The following is a 19,306-nucleotide window of genomic DNA, read 5'->3' as shown; positions in this document are numbered from 1 at the left end:
TGATATGCGGCTCGACAACGGTGAAGAGCACGGCGCAGCGGGGTTACCTATACAGAAAGGCAGCGCAAGCGGCGCCTCGGTAGTTGGGAAGCGACACCGCGAAGCGATGACGATGCGTATCAGCCGGCCAGGTTCTGCGCCGTCAGCCGCTGTTCGACCAGCCGGCGATAACACGACGGCGTCATGCCTTTTAGTTGCTGGAAGCGGCGGTTGAAATTAGAGAGGTTGTTGAAACCGGACTCGAAACAGACGTCGGTGACCGGCTTTTCGTTGTCCAGCAAAAGCTCGCAGGATTTGCTGATGCGCAGGCTGTTGACGAACTCGACATAGCAACGTCCGGTGGCGCGCTTGAAAAAGCGCGAGAAGTAGGTGGGCTTCATGCCCAGATGGCCGGCGACTTCTTCGAGCGGCAGTTCGCGCATGTAGTTATCGAAGATGTAGTTGACCGCCATGTTGGTGCGGTCGGCATGGTTCTCATCTCCAAGCTGCACCGAGGTGGTGCCGGAGAGCAGCTGGTAGTCGTCACAGCTCGCAAGCAGCTCGAGCATGATCAGGAAATATCCGAGACGGGTGGCGCCGCGGCTGTCAGCCACTCTCTGCATCAACCGACCGGCCTCAGTAATGGTGCGTCGGCAGCGGAACTCGATGCCATGGCGCGAGCGTTCGAGCATCGGCGCCAGGCTGCGCAGCTCTGAAAAGACGCTGTGGCCCGCTTCGAACAACTCATCGGTGAAATTGACCAGCATGTCTCGCTTGGCGACGATTTCGCCTTCATCGACTTGGCTGATCCAGTTGTGCGGCAGATGCGGGCCGGTGAGAAACAGACTGTCCGGGCCGAAGTTGCCTACGTAGTCGCCAACGAAGACCTTGCCGGTACTGGCGACGATCAGGTGCAGCTCGTACTCCTTGTGGTTATGCCAACGCACCAGATGGCAGGGGAAGCCGTGCTCCCGGTAGATCAGCGAGTTGCCGTGGTGGTCGTCCATCAGCTCGTAGGAGGGGTCGGAGATCTTCAGTCCTTTCATTGCACGCTGCGCCGTACGGTAATTATTGTCAGGAGGCTGGACGTTACGTAATCGATTGTAGGGTGCGCTATGCGCACCGAACGGCGGATGCCGGGAATGAGCTGCACCCGCGTTGCCGGTGCGCGGAGCACACCCTACGATGGCCGACCGGCGAAACGAAACAGGACTTATGGTTATAGACCTTGAACCAAATTCGGCCAGTCAATTTCGTATCGGTAGGGCAGGTCCGGCCCGGTGCGTGAACAGGTGATGGCCGCTGCTTGCACAGCGAATCCGAGCATCGCATCGAGTTGTTCGCGATCCAGTTCGGCAAGCCCCGCCGCGGTCTGGACACGCTGCTCATGCAGATAACTCAATAGCGCCGCCTGGAAGGTATCGCCCGCTCCGACGGTGTCGCGAACCACCGTAGGCTTTGCGGCTGCGTAGAGCTGACCATGCCTACGGCTGAACAGCTGCGCGCCTTCGTGACCACGTGTCAGCAATACCAGCTCACAGCGATCCTTCAGCCAGCCTTGGGCAAGACGCTCGGGTGCCTCGCCGGGATAGAGCAACGCGAGATCCTCGTCGCTGACCTTGATCAGGTGCGCATGCCTGGCGAATGCCTCAACGCGCTCGCGCCAGCGCGGCAGGCTGGGCTCGACGTTGAGGCGTACGTTGGGATCCATGGAGATCAGGCGCCGTTGGCTTTCACGCGCGACCAGCATCTGCAGGGTATCAGCGATCGGCGGCACGACCAGACTGTAGGAGCCGACATGAATGGCGCAGATATCGTCACCCAGCGGCTTGAGGTGCGCTTCCTCGATCAGACGGTCGGCGCAGCCTTCGCCGCGAAAGCTGTAGCGTGGCGAGCCGCCGGCGCCGAGCGCGACCATCGCCAGGGTGGTGGGTGCTTCGAACGGCACCAGGTAGGTATCGACCACGCCTTCGTCGCTCAGGATCTGGCGCAGGCGCTCGCCGAAGCTGTCGCTGGAAATCCCGCCCAACAAGGCTGCCGGCACGCCCAGCCTCGAAAGGCCGACGGCGACGTTGAAGGGCGAGCCGCCAGCAACCGCCTCCAGTGTCAGACGGTTGCTCGGGCCGTCTCCGGTCGCAGTGAATACATCGAACAAGGCTTCGCCACAGATCAGGTACATGACAATCGCTGCTGTTGTTGTTTGAGCCGAGCTTAGTACCCGCTCGGTTCTTCGGACAGTACGACGCGTCCGTCAGACTGATACGTTCTTGTCCTGATACTGGGTTCGTCTAATGGACCCAGACTCCCTAAGCCATGCAGCGGCCACTTGGCCACAAGCGCTACGGCGTAATACCAAAGCGCCAGTGCTCTCGATCAGCGCCGCCTGTGCTCGGGAGGCAATACGGATGACAGGGCCAAAGCACTAGCCATTCGCCGCCATCGCAGCGTATGGGCGCCCAGGTGGCCTTTCCATAATCGCTCCCCGTCACGACTGCCTGTCATCAAATACAGCGGAGAGCGCCATGCACAACAACAAGAAAGCCGTTTCCACCCTGCTGCCTCTGGCCCTGGTCAGTGCCGTTGCCATGTCGGTGAGCCAATCGGCATCGGCTGAGATCGTGCTTTACGACCAGGATGACACCCGCTTTTCCACCGATGGTTACTTCAACACCTTCTACGTTCATAGCGACGTCGACCGTGCCGGCGAGCAGTTCGACCGCAAGCAATCGCGGGTCAAGATGGGCTTCCTGCCCAACTACATCGGCTTCAATTTCAGCAAGCAGGTCGACGATCTCAAGCTCGGCGGCCGTTCTTCGTTCTGGGTGACCATCAACGACAGCGATACCAATGGCACCGAAACCGGCATCGACGTTCGCCAGTTCTACGCCACCGTATCCAACGATGCCTGGGGCGAGGTGCTGTTCGGTAAGGACTTCGGCCTGTTCGCCCGTTCCAACATCCTGCTCGACGAAATGCTCACCGGCTATGGCCAGGTCAGCGACACCCTGGGCCTGGTGGATGGCGGCGGCGTCTCGTTCGGCAACATCGGCACCGGCTATCCGTACCCGTTCCCGACATCCCAGGTCACCTACCGCTCCCCGGTGATGAGCGGGCTGCGCGTCGCTGTCGGCATCATGGACCCGGTGGACACTACCGAGGACACCAACTCCACCCTGGACAAGGCCTACCAGGAAGAGCCGCGTCTGGAAGCCGAGGTGACCTACCAGTTCGAGCTGGGCGGCACCCAGTTCTATAGCTGGATCAACGCCATGCAGCAGAGCTCGGACAACACCGACGACAGCATCGAGGACGTAACCTCCAAGGGCCTCGGCTACGGCGTGCAGGCGAAGATGGGAAGCTTCTCGCTGACCGCCTCGGGCTTCCAGGCCGAAGGCATCAATCCGTTCTTCACCAACAACGCCGGCGAAGCCTTGTTACGCGAGGTGGACAGCGATGGCTACTTGCTGCAGGGCTCCTACCGCTTCGGCAAGAACCGCATCGCGCTGTCCTACGGCAAGACCAAGGACGACGGCAACGGCCTGGGCACAGCCGCCGATTACGAGACCCGCGGCATCGCGCTGTTCCACGACATCAACGACAACCTCAAGCTGGTCGCCGAACTCAACGAGTTCGAGATCGCTGGACGCGATACCGGTGCCGTCGACGAAGATACCCGGACTTTCGCCGTAGGCGCCGCGCTGAGCTTCTGATCCCGGCGGCAAGAAAGGCTGGTACCCGTGAGGGCCAGCCTTTTTGTATTTCGTCTTCTTCAGTGCAAACGGTGCGCGGAGCGCACCCTACGCGGGCTCGAGCATTCGTAGGGTGCGCTCTGCGCACCGATTGAGTTGGCAACGTGCGGATGTTCGTGGCTCGCATAGCGCGCCACCCCGCGCCACCCGCGCACCAACCAAGTCACGTCAGGCCCCGCTACCTAGGCAGGTCTATTCCGGTACTCAAGTAGCATTTTCGTGCCCAATGCACTGACCAAGAATGTGGGCATCCGATACGGGTGGAACGGGAGGCGGTGCGTGAGCGAGCAACAGACGGAAACGATACGCACGGCAATGTCCGAAGCGCGGCTGGCCGAGACGGTGGCCCAAGACCTGGCGCGCCAGTTGATCCATCCGCACTTGGGTTTCGTGCTGTTCTTCTGCTCCGCCGAGTACGACCTGCCGGCGTTGGCCGATGCGTTGCAGCAGTACTTCGGTGGCGTGCGCCTGGTGGGCTGTACCTCGGCGGGCGAGATCACCGCGCAGGGCTACAGCCGCAGTTGCGTCAGTGCCATTGGCTTCGATCACCGCAGCTTCTCGGTTGCCTGCGAGCTGATCGACGAGATGGAGTGCTTCAGCCTGGTCGATGCCCAGCAGCTGGTGGAGCGATTGGGCAGCGTCTGTCGCAGCAATTCCCTGGCACCGATCAAAAACCACAGTTTCGCCCTGACGCTGCTCGATGGGCTCTCTAACCGTGAGGAACAAGTGCTCGCCGCGCTCAGTGCCGCCTTCGGCAGCATTCCGCATTTCGGTGGCTCGGCGGGCGACGACAACCACCTGGCCGACACCCACGTCTATTACGACGGCAAGTTCCACAGCGGCGCGGCCATCGTGGTGCTGATCAATACCTGGCTGGATTTCGAAGTGTTCACCACCCACCACATCCTGCCCAATGACGAGAAGCTGGTGGTCACCCGAGCCGACAGCAACGGTCGCCGCGTCTTCGAGCTGAATGCCGAGCCGGCCGCCGAGGAGTACGCGCGGCTGATCGGCGTGCCGGTCGCCGACCTCGACCACCGCCTGTTCGCCGCGCATCCGCTGGCGGTACGCATCAATGAGCAGTACTACGTGCGCGCGATCCAGAAGGTCAACGACGACCTGAGCCTGACGTTCTACTGCGCGGTGGAGAACGGCATCGTGCTGACGGCCATGCAGCCCGGCCCCCTGATGCCCAATCTCGAAGCGTTGTTCCGGCGGCTCGAACAGCGCCTCGGACCGCCGTTGCTCACCATTGGCTGCGACTGCTTCCTGCGCCGCCTGGAAATCGAGGCCAACGGTGCCAGCGAGCAGGTTTCGGCTTTTCTCAGGCGCCAGCAGGTGATCGGCTTCAACACCTACGGAGAGCAGTTCAATGGCATGCACATCAACCAGACCTTCACCGGTGTCGCCATTGGTCGGCCTGGAGGGCGGGGCGGTCGTTGACCTGCTGGCTCGCCAGGCCGAGCTGGAGCGCGAGAACCGCAAGCTGGCGCGCATCAACGCCGCCCTGATCGAACGGGTCGAGTCCAGCGGCGCCGGGCGTGATGCGCCCTATGCAGCCTTCCAGCATTCGGTGGAACTGGCCGAGCAGGTGCGCGAGCGTACCGATGCGCTGAACCAGGCGATGGCCGAACTCAAGGGCAGCAACCAGTTGCTCAGCGATGCGCGCCTGCGGGCAGAAACTGCCCATCAGCACCTGGTCGATGCCATCGAGAGCATTTCCGATGCCTTCGTGCTGTTCGACCGCGAGCAGCGCATCGTGCTGTTCAATCGTCGTTTCAAGTCGCTGTGGAGCCGCACCCGCGCGCGCATCAACGCTGGCACGCGACTGACCGACGTGCGCCAGCTGGCCGAGAGCACCGGGCTAATCGTCGAGGAACATCGCGGCAAGGGCGACGAGCCGACCGTCTACCGGCTGAGCAACGGCCGCTGGGTGCAGGCCAGCGAACGGCCGACCCGCGAGGGTGGGCTGGTCATCCTCTATACCGACATCACCGAGGTGAAGGTCAGCGAAACCATGCGCCGCGAACAGGCACTGGCGCAGAAGTCGCGCCTGCTGCAGCGTGCGGTCGACAACCTGTCCCAAGGGGTGGCCATGGTCGGCGCCGAAGGCGCGTTGGAACTGTGGAACCGGCGTTTTCTCGAGCTCTGCGGGCTGGCGCCGATCGAGGCGCACCGGCCGTTCGAGGAGGTGATGGCCGAGAGCGAGCTGAAACTCCTGACGCCGAATACCCGGGATGGTCAAGATCGGCCAGTCCGTGAGCTGGAACAGCGCCTGTTCGACGGCCGCATGCTGGAAATCCGCACCCATGCGCTGCCCACCGGTGGCTTCGTCAACACCTTCACCGACATTACCGAACGCTACCGCCACGCCGAGGCGCTGCGCGAGAGCGAGCGCTGGATCCGCCTGATCACCGATCATGTGCCGGCGCTGATCGCCTACGTGTCGTCCGACCTGACCTACGAATTCACCAACAAGGTCTACGAGGAATGGTACCGCTGGCCCAGCGACGGCATGCTCGGACAGAGCCTGCCCGAAGTGCACAGCGGCGAGCACTGGCGGCAACTGGCGCCTTATATCGACCGCGCCTTGTCCGGCGAGAACGTCAGCTTCGAGATGTCCGAACGCAACCATGCCGGCCAGCAGCGCTATATGTTGCGTTCCTACGTACCGAACCGGCTTTCCAGCGGCGAGGTCGCCGGCATCTTCGTGCTGATCCAGGACATCACCGATCGCCGGCGCACCGCCGAGGCGCTGCACCAGGCCTACCAGAACCTGGAGCAGCGGGTTCGCGAGCGTACCGCCGAGCTGACCAGCCTCAACGACCAGCTGTTGCGCGAGATCGACGAGCGCAGCCTGGTGGAAGCGCGATTGCGCGAGGCCAAGCGCGAGGCGGAGCTGGCTAACCTGTCCAAGACCAAGTTCCTCGCCGCCGTCAGCCATGACCTGCTGCAACCGCTGAACGCCGCGCGGCTGTTCACCAGCGCGTTGCTGGAACAGCCGGCAGAGCCCAGCGGCGGACTGGTGCGCAACATCAGCAATTCGCTGGAGGACGTGGAGAACCTGCTCGGCACCCTGGTGGATATTTCCAAGCTCGACGCCGGCGTGATCAAGCCGGACATCGCCCCGTTCGCCGTCAGCGAGCTGCTGGAGAATCTCGCCATGGAGTTCCGCCAGATTGCCGGGGCCGAGCGCCTGCAACTGGATTTCATCCCCAGCTCGGCGCTGGTGCGCAGCGATATCCAGCTGCTGGCGCGCATCCTGCGCAACCTGCTGACCAATGCCATCCGCTACACGCCGCAGGGACGCGTGCTGCTGGGCTGCCGGCGACGTCGGCAGCGGCTGTCGATCGAGGTGTGGGACACCGGCGTCGGCATCGCCGACGACAAGCTCGAGGAAATCTTCCAGGAGTTCAAGCGCGGGGAGGGCGTGCGGCCGAACCAGGACCGTGGACTGGGCCTCGGCCTGGCCATCGTCGAGAAGATCGCGCGCATGCTCGGTCATCGCATTCAGGTCAGCTCGCAGCCGGGGCGTGGGTCCCGGTTCGCCATCGAGGTGCCGCTGGCCAGGCGCGCGCCCCTGCTGCGTGCCGAGCCGACCACCACCGAACTGGTACTCCAGCGCCTGCAAGGCGCGCGCGTCTGGGTGCTGGATAACGACACGGCGATCTGCGCCGGCATGCGCACCCTGCTCGAAGGCTGGGGCTGCGCGGTGACCACGGCGCTCTCGGAAGAAGATCTGGCGCGCCAGGTGGACGACTTCCATGCCGAGGCCGACCTGCTGATCGCCGATTACCACCTGGACAACGGTCACACCGGCATCGACGTGGTCGCCAAGGTCAACGCCCGTCGCGCCAGCCCGCTGCCTGCGCTGATGATCACCGCCAACTACAGCAACGATCTCAAGCAGCAGGTGCGCGAGCTGGGACACATGCTGATGCACAAGCCGGTACGGCCGATGAAGCTTAAGACCGCCATGTGCCACATGCTGGAGCATGGGCTGGCTGCCGGCATATCAGGCGCGCTTTGCGAGTCGTAAGGCTACGATGGATGTTCCGCCTTAAGCTGCGATGGAAGACGACGACAGCAAGCGTGGGTTCACGAACTGGTTGAGCCAGACCGAAGCACCACAGGCTTGACGGCGACGGTCACCGCATCGTCAACCCACCCACCTCACCCACCATGTCACGCGCCGGGCGCGGGGCTCGCCCATTGGGCGATGAACCCGGCGATCCTTTCTTCGATGCGGCTCTCAACGGTGCGCAGGCGCAGGATGGGGATACCGCTTTTCGCCAGGATGCTGTTTTTCAAGGCATCCCGCGCCGCCTGGTCGGGCCGATCGTGGGAGCCGCCATCGACTTCGATCACCCCGAGTGGTTTTTTGCCCACCTTGAAATACAGTACGAAATCGCAACTGGCGCGCGCCATGAAAGCTCGTTCCCGCGCCGTCAAGGCCGGATTGGTTGATGCGGCGACTTGGTTCAACCGGAGCTGGGCGTGACACATCAGCGCCTGGCATGACGGCGCGGACAGGGCCTCGCGCAGCAGTTGCGCCACGATCTGCTCGGACTTGTAACGTGAATCCTCGGGCCGCAACCGGGCATCCAACCGCGCCAGGGACTGGTCGTACTCGCGGTACAGCAGGTCGAAGGCCGACACCACGGGAGCCCGCACGACCTGCTCGTCCTGCGCGTAATACTCGACGTAGCGCATCAGGGCCGCGATGTGGCCGTTGTTGCCGGTGAACACGTCGTCGCCTGTCACCAGGGTGAAGCGGTGCTTGGCCCGCGACACCGCCACATTGACCATGCGCGGGTCATCCACGAAATCCAGTCGCTTGCGTTCCTGGTTGTAGTGTTTCTTGTCCAGCACGGTGGAGAAGACGATCTCGTCGCATTCCCGTCCCTGGAACTTGTGCACGGTGTCCTTGACGAAATCCACTGGCAGGTGTGTGCCAGAGAGGTTGACCTGGGCCCGGAAAGGGGCGATGAAGCCACGGCCATCGCCGTCCAGGCCAATGGGCTCGCCCTCGTCGTCCAGCACCTTGAGCAAGGAGTCCAGTTCCCTGTGGTTGGTGTTCTGCCGGGTGTGGTTACCCTTGGCGGTCACCACCAGGCGCAAGGGCGCTTCGCCCTTGTCCTCGGTCATTGGCACCAGCGCGTTGTCGTAGAACTGCTGGTTGCAGAACTGGATGATCCTGGGATGGCAGCGGTAATGCTCTTTCAATAGCGTCCTGGGCAGAGCGTCCGTGAACACGCCGATGCAGGAGTCGAGCAGGCTGTAGCGCTCGCAATCATAGGCGTCAGTGGGGGCTTGCAGGCCCAGCGCTACGGGAATGTGCGCCAACTGGCGGTTGTCGCCAACAACGACCAGGTTCTTCGCGCAGCCCAGCGCCAGAATACCCGGCACGATATCTTGCAGCGAGGCCTCGTCGATGATCACGTAATCGAGTATCGCGCCCGGCGCGATCGAGTTGACGATTGAATGCGTGCCGCTGCCCAGGATTGGGAAGCGCTGCACGAAGGCATCGAACTGCTTGCGGTAGGTATTGGAATCGAAGCTGTCCGACGGCCGCGCCTGGCGTTGCAGGTGCTGCTTCAGATGGCGCATCGACGCGGTCTTCAACTCATCGAGCAAGACCGTGAAATTTCCGCGCGCCAGCGATGCGCGGCACGCCTGCAGCTCCGCTTCCTTGTCCTGCAGCGCCTTGTCGTAATAGTGCATCTGCAGGGCATGGAAGACCGACAGGCGCGCGTCATCCCGAGCGAAAGGCTTGGTGCGGAAAATCCTGAAATTGAACAGCAGTTCGATGCGGTCCTTGAGGCGGATGCGCTGTTCGCCGAGATGGGCCAGGTAGGCCATCAGGTCGGTGGTCTTGCGAGGCGACAGTCCGTACTTGTCCAGCGAGGCGGCGGCTTGCACACCGCTGTCTGTTTGCCACTGCTGCAGGTAGCGCCGCTCGACGGTCAGCTCGTCGAGCTCGGCCTGCAGTTGCGCCGCCCGGTTGTGATCGTCCAGGTGCTGCTTCAAGCGGGCCAGCCGGGCCTGGATCTCCTCCAGGGGCTGCGCGGGCTCGGGCTCGCTCGATGACCACGGCGGCAGGTCGGCGAAGAAGTCCTTGCGGTTGTCCTGGTTGCCAAGTTTGGCGACCAGGTGGCCCAGGCCGCATTTTTCCAGCTTCTCGTAGACGTTTTCGACAGCCGAATTGTTGTTGGACAGCACCGCTACCGTCTGCCTGCGTAATAGGATATTAGCGAGGATGTTTAGGATGGTCTGGGTCTTGCCCGTCCCTGGTGGGCCCTCGATCACGCTGATCTGCGCACGGAAGGCCTGCTCAACCGCCGCGAGCTGGCTTGCGTTGACGCCGAACGGAAAGATCAGGCCGGTGCCGGGCGCCTGCGTTCCATTTCGTCCCGCGCAATAGGCATGCAAAGCGGTGTCGGCGCTGGCGGGCAGCTTATCCAGTTGGCGCACGACATTGGCGGCGATCTCACGGTCGCTCTTCGACCCCGCGCGATCCCGCCGGGCATGAGCCACTGCCACGAAATAGTTAAAGACCGGCGCCTCCTTCATCGCCGTCAGCGCGGCAAAGCCGATGCCGTCCATCTTGTAGACGTAAGGTTGATCAGAATCTGGATGGAGCACGACGGCATACCGCTCGCCATAGATCGTCGCCTTGGCGATGGGCTTGACGATCGTGCTGCCAGGCTTGGTCAGCAACATCTCGCCCAGTTCACGGGTGGGGGAGATGCGGCAGTCGCTGAGCGCGTGTATGGCCTTGCCCTTTTTTAAGTAGGAGCACCTGAGTTGCAGGCCTTCGCTCTTATCGCTCCAGATCGACCAGTTGGTGATCTCTGCGGTCTTGTCCTCGCCACCCACATGAATCGAAACCATACATCCCTTATTCATCTCCGAATGACATCCGGAGCCGCCCTAACGCCGCACATCGAATGCCGTTGTTTCTCAATAAGGAATTATTACCATCATCGCACCCATAGCCGATAGACGGGCTGTGCTTCCCGGCGAAGTGCCGGGCTGGAGTCATCGTGAAAAAACCGCCCCCCATTACAGCAGCGGTCAAGGATTCACGCTAAGAGGAATCAGCGACGCAGATAAGCGGTGAAGTCGATATCGCCGGCCGAGAGGATCGCCTGCACGCGGTTGTGCACGTTGAGCTTGCGCAGGATCGCCGAGACGTGTGCCTTGACCGTGGTTTCGGCGATGTCGAGGTTGTAGGCGATCTGCTTGTTGGATTCGCCCTTGGTCATGCGTTCCAGCACCAGCAGTTGCTTGCGGGTCAGCGCCTGCAGCAGCTCGGGTGGGATCGAAGGTTCGTTGTAGCTGGTTTGGCGCCGGCCGCTTTTCTGGCTGCGGATGATATCTGAGGGCAGGTAGACGTTACCGTTGAGGATCTGCTCGATGGCTTCGGTCATCTGCGCCCGCGGCGACGACTTGGTGATGAAGCCGACCGCCCCGTAGGTGATCGCCTGCAGCACGATCTGCTTGTCCTGCTCGGCGGAGACGATCACCACCGGGATGGTCGGCGCCTCGTTGCGCAGGTTGATCAGCCCGTTCAGGCCGTGCATGCCGGGCATGTTGAGGTCGAGCAGGACCAGGTCGAGGTCGTCGTGCTCGATCGTCAGTGCCAGCGTGCTGTCGAGGTCGGCGGTTTCCAGGATTTCGCTGTCGGGAAAGCCGTCGCGGATGACGTTGTGGATGGCTTCGCGAAACAGCGGATGGTCGTCGGCAATCAATATTTTGTACAAGGCTGGTCACCTCTTTTTGTGATTATGGTCGGCACGCTTGGTGGATCATTCCGGACCGCTCAGAGCCTCCGGCGCTGCGGGGTTCAGGGGCAGGTTGGCCTGTTCCCAGCCATCCACGCCGTCGCGATACCAGTAAAGGTTCGTATAGCCCAGTGCGTGAGCCCGTCGGGTGGCGTTCCAGCCCAACCAGCAATCGGAGCGGCAGTAGAATACCAGCGGCCGGTCGAAACGACCCCGGCTGATACGGGCAAGGTTCCTGGCGAAATAGTCCGCCCATTCGGGTGTAAGAGCTCCATCTCCGGCATTGGGCAGCCAGACGCTGCCGGGCAGGTTGGTGTGCGCCTCGGTGTCGATGAAGCGGCCGGCCAGCCACTGGCGCCGGTACACATCTACCAGCGCCACATTAGGTTGTTCAGCTAGCAATGCCTGTAGCGACGCGGTATCCAGCGTTTGCGCACCCTCGATGGCAGCTGGCGTCGGGCTGCGGTAATGGGCCTGACGGTAACCGTCGGCTGAAAACAGATCGCTGTCCGTTTCTGCCGACGCTGCCTGGCTGATGCCCAGGCAGGCCAATATGACGATCAGTAACGGTAGACGCGGCATCGTCTGGACTCCTGTGTGCTCCTATGAATGGATTACAGAACAATGGTGCTGCCTTTGAAATCCTACGATGGAGGCGAAAACCGGTACCAAAGTAGTAGATCGCCACGCGTCCATCGCGCGACCAGGGTGAGAGACGTCGGCGGCGCAACCGGAACTGCATAGAAAGTACGGCTCCGGCGGTACCAAGGTAGTAGGCAGGTGAGTGTTTCCAAGCTCTAGCATGTAGTTGTCCGAAGCACGAACTGGCGCCGGAAGCCAGTGAGGTACTAGCCGGGTGCACAGAGCGCACCCTACGGATGTACAAGACCCTTGTAGGGTGCGCTCTGCGCACCATGGACCTGATGGCATGCCGACAGTTGCCTGAACGTCCTTATGAGAAGGCGGCTAGCCTGTGAAAATTCTGCTGGTAGATGACCATGCGATGGTGCGTCAGGGTTGCTCCGCGTTGCTGCGTTCAGTGCTGCCCGAGGTACAGCTGAGCGAAGCCTGCGACGGCGAGCAGGCGCTGGACGAGTGCCAGCGGGACATCCCAAGCCTAGTGATTATGGATATCGGCCTGCCGGGCATCAGCGGTATCGAAACCACCCGACGGCTGCGCCAGCGGCTGCCGCAGCTACGCGTGCTGTTTTTCAGCATGCACGATGAGCTTTCACTGGTTCGCCAGGCGCTGGATACCGGAGCGGCGGGATATATCACCAAAAATGCCTCGCCACAGGTGCTGATCGAAGCCGTGCGACGCGTTCTCTCCGGCCATGCCTATATCGAACAGCCGCTGGCTACTGAACTGGCGCGCAATCCTGGCCACCACGGCTCACCGGACCCGCGTCTGCAAGGCATGACTCAGCGTGAGTTCGAGGTTTTCGTGATGCTCGCCAAGGGCACACCCGCCCGGCAGATCGCCGAGCAGTTGTGTATCAGCGGCAAGACCGTTTCCAACTACCTGACCATGCTCAAGAGCAAACTGCAGGTCGGCTCCCATGCTGAACTGGTACACCTGGCCATCGATACCGGCGTGCTGCGCGTCGGCGAGCGGAGAATGGCATTCGAATTTTCCTGAGGCGACCCGCCGGGTGGAGTGTTTGTAAGGTACGGGCCTGCGTAATGTGCGCTCCGCGCACCACCGAGTCTTAATACATGCGGTGCGCGGAGCGCACCCTACATCGGCGTTGCGAGCGTAGGGTGGCTAGCTACTTGGTAGGCATCTGCCCGGCTCTTCGTAGGGTGCGTTTTGCGCACCATCGGGCCTCGGTAAATGTGGTGCGCGGAGCGCACCTTTTCGCAATTATTTTTCCCAGTCCATCGGACAATCCCTGCAGCCTTCCATGTTGGTCCCCTGGAAGGTTGCGTAGTGTCGGCGTGCGCCCGTGAGGGTGGCGTTTTCGAGGTTGGCGTCGTTGAATTTTGCTTCCTGCAGGTTGGCGTCGGTCAGGTTGGCGCCTTTGAGATCGGCCTTGCTGAGCCAGGTCATCTCGAGGTCGGCGGCGCTCAGATTGCTATCGTGCAGCTTGGCGCCACTCATGCGGGCGAACTCGAGGTAGGCGCCGGTGAGGTTGGCCCCCTTGAACTGTGCGGCCTGGGCGAACAGTCCCCAGCCCTGGATGGCTACCAGTTGGGCATCGGTGAAATTGGCCAGGCGCAGGTTGGACTGCTGCAGGCTGGCGCGGTTGAGCGTTGCGCCGCTCAGGTTGGCCTTCTCAAGGTTGGCCAGGTCCAGAATAGTGTGGCGCAGGTTAGCGCCGGACAGATTGGCGCCGGCCAAGTTGATCTTGCGCAGGTCCTGATTGCTGAGGTCGGTACCGCGTAGGTCGGCGTTGGCGCACTGGCTTTCCGGTTCGAGTGTGCAGCCGTTGATGATCAGCGGTTGGTCGTCGGCGAAAGCCGGGGCAGCAACGAATAACAAGGGAAGGATCAGGCTGGACGGTTTCATATGAGGCCCATGCATTTGTAGGGTGCGCTCTGCGCACCGGATTCAGAATGAAAAGCTGGTGCGCGAATCGCACCCTACGGGCGACGAGAACGGTCGCATCTAGCGAAAAGGCCGTGTCCGCGATGAGGCGGGCACGGCCGGGACATCAGCGCTGAGCGGTCTTGTTTTCCCACTCAGGCAACTTGAACACCCAGAACGAGCCGCCCTGTGCGACCGGCTTGGTCAACTCGGCCATGTCGCCGCCCCACAGTGGTACCGCACCACCGTAGCCGACGGTCACACCGATGTACTGCTCGCCGTCCTGCTCCCAGGTCACGGGCGGGGAGATGATTCCGCTGCCGGTCTGGAATTTCCAAAGCTCGTCGCCGGTCTTGGCGTCAAAGGCCTTGAAGTAGCCATCGCTGGTACCGGTGAACACCAAGTTGCCCTTGGTGGCCAGCACACCGGCCCATAGCGGCAGCTTCTCCTTGTGTTCCCACTCCACCTTGCCGGTGGTGGGGTTCATGGCGCGCAGGATGCCGACGTGGTCGTCATACATGCGCTTGATGCGGAAGCCCTGGCCAAGGTAGGCCGAACCCTTTTTGTAGCTGACTTCCTCGGTCCAGTAGTCCTCCTTCCAATGGTTGGCGGGCACGTAGAACAGGCCGGTGTCCTGGCTGTAGGCCATCGGGTTCCAGTTCTTGCCGCCGAGGAAGGGCGGGGAGACCTCGACCGACTTGCCGTGCTTCTCGCCCGGCTCGGGCTTGGGTGGGCGCTGGCCTTCGTTCTCGATCGGGCGTCCGGTCTCGAGGTCGATGCCCTTGGCCCAGGTGATGTTGTCGACGAAGGGGAAGGCATTCTGCAGCTTGCCGTCCGTGCGGTCGACCACGTAGAAGAAGCCGTTGCGGTCAGCGTGGGCGGTGGCTTTCACTGTCTTGCCGTTCTTGTCCTTGTAGTCGAACAGCACTAGTTCGTTGTTGCCGGAGAAGTCCCAGGCATCGTTCGGCGTGTGCTGGTAGAACCATTTCACTTCACCGGTGCTCGGGTCGACGCCAACCTGGCCGGACGTGTAGAGGCTGTCGTAGTCCTGGGGCTTGCCGTCTTTGGAGGTGCGCGCCCAGCCGTTCCACGGAGCCGGGTTGCCGGCGCCGACAATGATGGTGTTGGTCTCGGCATCGAAACTCGCGCTCTGCCACGGTGCGCCGCCACCCTGGCTCCAGGCCTCGACCTTACCGGTGGGGGAGTTGGGATCGTCCGGCCAGGACGGTGCCTTGATGTCGCCGGTGGGGGTGCTGTCCTTGCCGTTCAAGCGGCCCACATGGCCTTCGACGAAGGGGCGCATCCAAATTTCTTCACCGGTATCCGGATCGCGGGCGAACAGCTTGCCGACGATGCCGAATTCGTCGCCGGAGCTGCCGTGGATCAGCATGACCTTGCCGGTCTCGCCGTCTTTCACGAGGGTCGGCGCGCCGGTCATGGTGTAGCCCGCGCCGTGATCGCCGAATTTCTTGTTCCAGACGACCTTACCGGTGTCTTTATTCAGCGCCACGACGCGAGCATCGAGAGTGCCAAAGTAGACCTTGTCGCCATAAATGGCGACGCCGCGGTTGACCACATCGCAGCAGGGACGGATGTCGTCGGGCAGGCGATGGGCGTAGCTCCAGAGGCGCTTACCGGTCTTGGCATCCAGCGCGAATACCCGCGAGTAGGAGCCGGTGACGTAAATGATGCCGTCGTGCACCACGGCCTGGGACTCCTGTCCGCGCTGCTTCTCGTCGCCGAAGGAGAACGACCAGGCGGGCGTCAGCTTGAAGACGTTCTTGTCGTTGACCTGAGCCAGCGGGCTGAAGCGCTGGGCGTGGGTGCCCAAGCCATATTGCAGGACGTTGTTGGTCGAAATGTGGTCGTTGGCGATGTCTTCCCAGCTGACCGGTTTGGCCTGGGCGGCACCGATCATTGCAAGGCTGCCAGCCAGTGCCAGGCATTGCACGGCGAGGGCGAGGGGACGTTTGCTGCCGGGGTGCGATCTTGTTGTCATGGTTGCGATTCCCTTGGTCGGTTCGGACAAGGCCGCTGTTCGGTCTGTGTAGACGCGGGTCTGACACTGCCGATGGCGGCTTGGCGAATCGATTATTGGAAGCGCGGCGCAGGCGCCGATACGGAAAAATTCCCGCGAACGCCGGGAATATTTCCCAAACGTCTGGTGTTTTGGCCTTGCTCCACAAGTGCTGCTCGACCCACTGCCAAAGGTGGTGGGAAAGCTTGCTACCAAGGGAGGAGTTGCCGGCTTCCAAAGCAGGATTCAGTCGACCCGACACCACCGCCAACATGGCCGCCATGCGCTCCCGGAAGGGGGCTGCCTTGCACGGATTCACGAAACGAGGTGGTTAGTCATGAACAATAAGAACCCTATGCGCGCACTTGTGGCTGCAGGCTTGATCGCTGTAACCGGTCTGGCCCTGGCTCATGGTGATGTCGTTCCCCATGCCGTAGAGACCAAGGGCCTGCCCGCTCTTGGTGAAGAGTGGGTGGATGAAAACCCCTATCGTGAACCGGGCGAGCACCACGACCTTGCTGTAGAAATTGGCTCGTCCGCCTACAACCAGAACTGCGCCCGCTGCCATGGTCTAGAAGCGATCTCAGGCGGCATCGCGCCGGATCTGCGTGAGCTGGAAGCAGATATAAGCGGTGACGAGTGGTACAAGGAACGCGTGATCAACGGCGCCGTACGCGACGGCGCCGTGTACATGCCGCGCATGGCCGATACGCTCAGCCAGGAAGCGCTGTGGGCCATCCGTACCTATATAGAGAGCGAAGCGACCAAGCAGTGATGCGGGTGAAATATGTAGGGTGCGCTCCGCGCACCGCACGCACCGAGTTTGGCGGTGCGCTCCGCGCACCGCACGCACCGAGTTTGGCGGTGCGCAAAGCGCACCCTACGAAAAGCCTTGCAGCCTGTTACTGGCGGGTAGCCCATAGCGATCCGCCGCCGGAGAGACGACATGAACATGCGAATCCTGCTGGCACTCGTGCTGACCGTTCGAACCGGCGGCCTGTTCGCGGCCGACGTCGACCCGCTGCAATCGGTCATGTGGGAGTACCACCACGAGCGCGTGCTGAACGGCGAGCCCTACGTGTTCGACGACCGCGTACAGGTGCTTGTGCCACCCTTCGCCGAGGATGCGCGCCAGGTGCCGATGCACATCGATGCTCGCGCCCTGGGCGATGAAGTGGTGCGTATCGAGGCCTGGGCCGAACTCAACCCCATCCCACGCGTGTTCAGCTTCAGCCCCGGCGAACAGGTACTGCCGCTGGTGGCGATTCGTTTCCGCGTGGAGCAGGCCACGCCCATTCGCGCGGCGGTTCTGACCCGAGATGGCGTCTGGCACGTGGGCTCGGCTCGGGTGGATGCTGCCGGCGGGGGCTGTTCGGCGCCAAGCGTGGTGCGCACTCAGCCCGGATGGGAAAAGCGTCTGGGAAGGGTCGTGGGCGGTCGTTTCGAGCGTAGTACCGGCAGTCGCCTGCGCCTGCAGGTCTCGCACCCGATGGATAACGGCCTGATCAGCGGCATCCCCGAGTTCTTCCTCAACCAGGCCGAGCTGCGCGATACCGACGGCAATGTCCTGGCGACGCTGGAGCTGTATCCCGCAGTCAGCGAGAACCCGACGCTGAGCCTGGAGGTGAAAGGCCAGCGAGGCACCCGCCTGTGGTTGCGTGACAACAACGGCAACGAGTTCGGGGCCACGCTGTAGAGCCCGCCGCTTCCGCAGGGTGCGCTTCGCGCACCGATTCTTTCCAGCCAGGAAAACGATATGCGCCTGCTTGCTCTATTCGTCTTCTTCTTCATTGCCCCGCCCATATACGCCCAGCTGAATTATCAGCTGCAACCGCGACAGATCGCCGAAAACGTCTGGCTGCTGGAAGGCTCGACGGACAACTTCGACCCACGCAACGGCGGCAATATCGTCAACACCGGCTTCATCGTGACGTCGGCCGGTGTCGTGGTGATCGACAGCGGTCCTTCCAGACGCTACGGCGAAGCCATGCGCGCTGCCATCGCCGAGGTTACCGACCGACCCGTCATCAAGGTGCTGCTGACCCATCATCATCCCGACCATGTGCTGGGCAACCAGGCATTCGCCGATGTGCCCATCGCCGCACTCGCCGGAACCACCGAGCTGCTGCGCGAGCAGGGCGATGCCATGGCCGAGAACATGTACCGGATGGTCGGCGACTGGATGCGCGGCACCGAGGTGGTACTGCCAACCGAAACGCTGGAACCCGGCGTGCTGGACGTGGGGGATCACAGGCTGCGTCTGCTGCAGTTGCACGGGCACACCGGTGCCGACTTGGCGGTTCTCGATGAAAACAGTGGCGTGTTCTTCGCGGGTGACATGCTCTTCCATCAACGCGCCTTGACCACGCCCAACAGCCCCGGCTTGGAGGTGTGGCTGGCAGACCTCGACCGTTTGCAAGCCACACCGTGGAAACTGCTGGTGCCCGGCCACGGCCCGCTGAGCCGCGACAACGCACCGTTCGAGCAGATGCGCGACTACTTGGGCTGGCTCGACGGCCTGCTGCGCGACGCCGCAGCCAGCGGCGCCGACATGAATGAAGTCATCCAGAGCCCAATCCCCGAGCGCTTCTCCGGCATGAGCCTGACGCGCTACGAACTGATCCGCAGCGTCAGCCACCTCTATCCGAAATACGAAGCCAGACAGTTGCAACGGGTGGATGAGTAGAGGAGGGCGCTCGGCTGTAGCACCGAACCTCACGACGAAGCCCCCGGTGCGCAGAGCGCACCCTACAAGGTTGAGCCGCAGCGTCAGCAATCTCTATCCGAATTACTAAACCCGGCAGTTGCAGGGGGTGGATGAGTAGAGGAGGCACTCGGTTGTAGGGTGTGCTCCGCGCCCCCTGCAGGCTAGGCCGGAGCTCATGCAGAGTTATTCACCAAAGGCTCTCTCGATATCGTCTGAATGCAGAATGGATAGCGCGCCTAAACTCGATGATCGCTTGGCGCAACAGTTGACGGGTTTGCGTTTGGTGCAGTACTGGCCAGCGGTGTTGGGTGATTACCGTAAAGAAATGCAGCCCGCCTTCATTCTGCGGGCGACGATAGTTGGACATTCCCTGTCTCCTTCATCAATTGGAGCAAGAGCGTACGGCCTGGCTAAGGCCGACACCATGTTAGCTATGCATGCTTGTATTTCTCTCTGCTTTTTGAACACGGTGCGCGGAGCGCACCCTACGAGTTTCGATAGTTTCATGCACCGGATTTGTGCGCTCCGCCAGCTCCCAGG

The 19,306-nt window shown here is 62.2% G+C and carries 14 protein-coding genes; 7 read left to right on the top strand and 7 right to left on the bottom strand.

The window, feature by feature from the left end:
- Nucleotides 1-119: 119 nt before the first annotated feature.
- Nucleotides 120-1,025 (bottom strand): AraC family transcriptional regulator, encoded by a 906-nt coding sequence (locus tag NA645_RS09665; protein ID WP_256048598.1) that lies wholly within the window; start codon nt 1,023-1,025, stop codon nt 120-122.
- Nucleotides 1,026-1,198: 173 nt separating this feature from the next.
- Nucleotides 1,199-2,158, bottom strand: coding sequence for a carbohydrate kinase family protein (locus NA645_RS09660; RefSeq protein ID WP_256048597.1), 960 nt, complete (start codon nt 2,156-2,158; stop codon nt 1,199-1,201).
- Nucleotides 2,159-2,501: 343 nt separating this feature from the next.
- On the opposite strand from NA645_RS09660, the gene NA645_RS09655 reads away from it, so the two are divergent.
- The 3 genes from NA645_RS09655 (at nt 2,502) to nahK (ending at nt 7,767) form a co-directional block, all read left to right on the top strand.
- Nucleotides 2,502-3,689, top strand: a complete 1,188-nt coding sequence (locus tag NA645_RS09655) for a porin (RefSeq protein WP_256048596.1) — start codon at nt 2,502-2,504, stop codon at nt 3,687-3,689.
- 318 nt (nt 3,690-4,007) lie between these two features.
- On the top strand, nt 4,008-5,171 hold the full coding sequence (nosP, locus tag NA645_RS09650; RefSeq protein WP_336605258.1) for a nitric oxide-sensing protein NosP: 1,164 nt from the start codon (nt 4,008-4,010) through the stop codon (nt 5,169-5,171).
- On the top strand, nt 5,101-7,767 hold the full coding sequence (gene nahK / locus NA645_RS09645) for a hybrid sensor histidine kinase/response regulator NahK/ErcS' (RefSeq protein WP_256048595.1): 2,667 nt from the start codon (nt 5,101-5,103) through the stop codon (nt 7,765-7,767). Before nosP ends, nahK begins: the two co-directional genes overlap by 71 nt.
- A 146-nt stretch (nt 7,768-7,913) precedes the next feature.
- On the opposite strand, the gene NA645_RS09640 is transcribed toward nahK, so the two are convergent.
- From NA645_RS09640 to NA645_RS09630, 3 genes are all read right to left on the bottom strand, one after another.
- A complete protein-coding gene (locus NA645_RS09640) occupies nt 7,914-10,622 on the bottom strand; it encodes an AAA domain-containing protein (RefSeq protein WP_256048594.1) in 2,709 nt (902 codons plus the stop codon).
- Nucleotides 10,623-10,828: 206 nt separating this feature from the next.
- Nucleotides 10,829-11,494 carry a response regulator transcription factor gene (locus tag NA645_RS09635; protein WP_256048593.1) on the bottom strand — a complete coding sequence of 222 codons (666 nt, stop codon included), beginning with the start codon at nt 11,492-11,494 and terminating at the stop codon, nt 10,829-10,831.
- Between the two features lie 45 nt (nt 11,495-11,539).
- Entirely contained in the window at nt 11,540-12,097 is a 558-nt protein-coding gene (locus tag NA645_RS09630) for a PQQ-dependent catabolism-associated CXXCW motif protein (RefSeq protein ID WP_256048592.1), read from the bottom strand.
- A gap of 391 nt (nt 12,098-12,488) precedes the next feature.
- On the opposite strand from NA645_RS09630, the gene NA645_RS09625 reads away from it, so the two are divergent.
- Entirely contained in the window at nt 12,489-13,154 is a 666-nt protein-coding gene (locus NA645_RS09625; RefSeq protein ID WP_256048591.1) for a response regulator transcription factor, read from the top strand.
- A gap of 225 nt (nt 13,155-13,379) precedes the next feature.
- Here NA645_RS09625 and NA645_RS09620 read toward each other — a convergent pair whose 3' ends face one another.
- Both NA645_RS09620 and exaA read right to left on the bottom strand, forming a co-directional pair.
- The gene (locus tag NA645_RS09620) at nt 13,380-14,024 is read right to left on the bottom strand and encodes a pentapeptide repeat-containing protein (protein WP_256048590.1); all 645 of its coding nucleotides are present in this window, start codon (nt 14,022-14,024) and stop codon (nt 13,380-13,382) included.
- Nucleotides 14,025-14,169: 145 nt separating this feature from the next.
- Nucleotides 14,170-16,041, bottom strand: coding sequence for a quinoprotein ethanol dehydrogenase (exaA, locus tag NA645_RS09615; protein ID WP_256048588.1), 1,872 nt, complete (start codon nt 16,039-16,041; stop codon nt 14,170-14,172).
- 355 nt (nt 16,042-16,396) lie between these two features.
- Here exaA and pedF point away from each other — a divergent pair, with 355 nt between their 5' ends.
- From pedF to NA645_RS09600, 3 genes are all read left to right on the top strand, one after another.
- Nucleotides 16,397-16,834, top strand: coding sequence for a cytochrome c-550 PedF (gene pedF / locus NA645_RS09610; RefSeq protein WP_256048587.1), 438 nt, complete (start codon nt 16,397-16,399; stop codon nt 16,832-16,834).
- 171 nt (nt 16,835-17,005) lie between these two features.
- Entirely contained in the window at nt 17,006-17,755 is a 750-nt protein-coding gene (locus NA645_RS09605) for a quinoprotein dehydrogenase-associated SoxYZ-like carrier (RefSeq protein WP_256048586.1), read from the top strand.
- Nucleotides 17,756-17,815: 60 nt separating this feature from the next.
- Entirely contained in the window at nt 17,816-18,745 is a 930-nt protein-coding gene (locus NA645_RS09600) for a quinoprotein relay system zinc metallohydrolase 1 (RefSeq protein ID WP_256048585.1), read from the top strand.
- Nucleotides 18,746-19,306: the final 561 nt, after the last annotated feature.

The sequence above is a fragment of the Stutzerimonas stutzeri genome (assembly GCF_024448955.1).
In the GTDB taxonomy this organism is placed as follows: Bacteria; Pseudomonadota; Gammaproteobacteria; order Pseudomonadales; family Pseudomonadaceae; genus Stutzerimonas; species Stutzerimonas stutzeri_AQ.
The sequence above is the reverse complement of the archived record's forward strand: the minus strand, read 5'-3'. Positions and strand labels throughout refer to the sequence as shown.

What these genes read in the sequence shown, in the direction of transcription:
- NA645_RS09665 (WP_256048598.1), bottom strand. Translation starts at nt 1,025, where the DNA reads ATGAAAGGACTGAAGATCTCCGACCCCTCCTACGAGCTGATGGACGAC.
- NA645_RS09660 (WP_256048597.1), bottom strand. Translation starts at nt 2,158, where the DNA reads ATGTACCTGATCTGTGGCGAAGCCTTGTTCGATGTATTCACTGCGACC.
- NA645_RS09655 (WP_256048596.1), top strand. Translation starts at nt 2,502, where the DNA reads ATGCACAACAACAAGAAAGCCGTTTCCACCCTGCTGCCTCTGGCCCTG.
- nahK (WP_256048595.1), top strand. Translation starts at nt 5,101, where the DNA reads ATGGCATGCACATCAACCAGACCTTCACCGGTGTCGCCATTGGTCGGC.
- NA645_RS09640 (WP_256048594.1), bottom strand. Translation starts at nt 10,622, where the DNA reads ATGGTTTCGATTCATGTGGGTGGCGAGGACAAGACCGCAGAGATCACC.
- NA645_RS09630 (WP_256048592.1), bottom strand. Translation starts at nt 12,097, where the DNA reads ATGCCGCGTCTACCGTTACTGATCGTCATATTGGCCTGCCTGGGCATC.
- NA645_RS09620 (WP_256048590.1), bottom strand. Translation starts at nt 14,024, where the DNA reads ATGAAACCGTCCAGCCTGATCCTTCCCTTGTTATTCGTTGCTGCCCCG.
- exaA (WP_256048588.1), bottom strand. Translation starts at nt 16,041, where the DNA reads ATGACAACAAGATCGCACCCCGGCAGCAAACGTCCCCTCGCCCTCGCC.
- pedF (WP_256048587.1), top strand. Translation starts at nt 16,397, where the DNA reads ATGAACAATAAGAACCCTATGCGCGCACTTGTGGCTGCAGGCTTGATC.
- NA645_RS09605 (WP_256048586.1), top strand. Translation starts at nt 17,006, where the DNA reads ATGAACATGCGAATCCTGCTGGCACTCGTGCTGACCGTTCGAACCGGC.
- NA645_RS09600 (WP_256048585.1), top strand. Translation starts at nt 17,816, where the DNA reads ATGCGCCTGCTTGCTCTATTCGTCTTCTTCTTCATTGCCCCGCCCATA.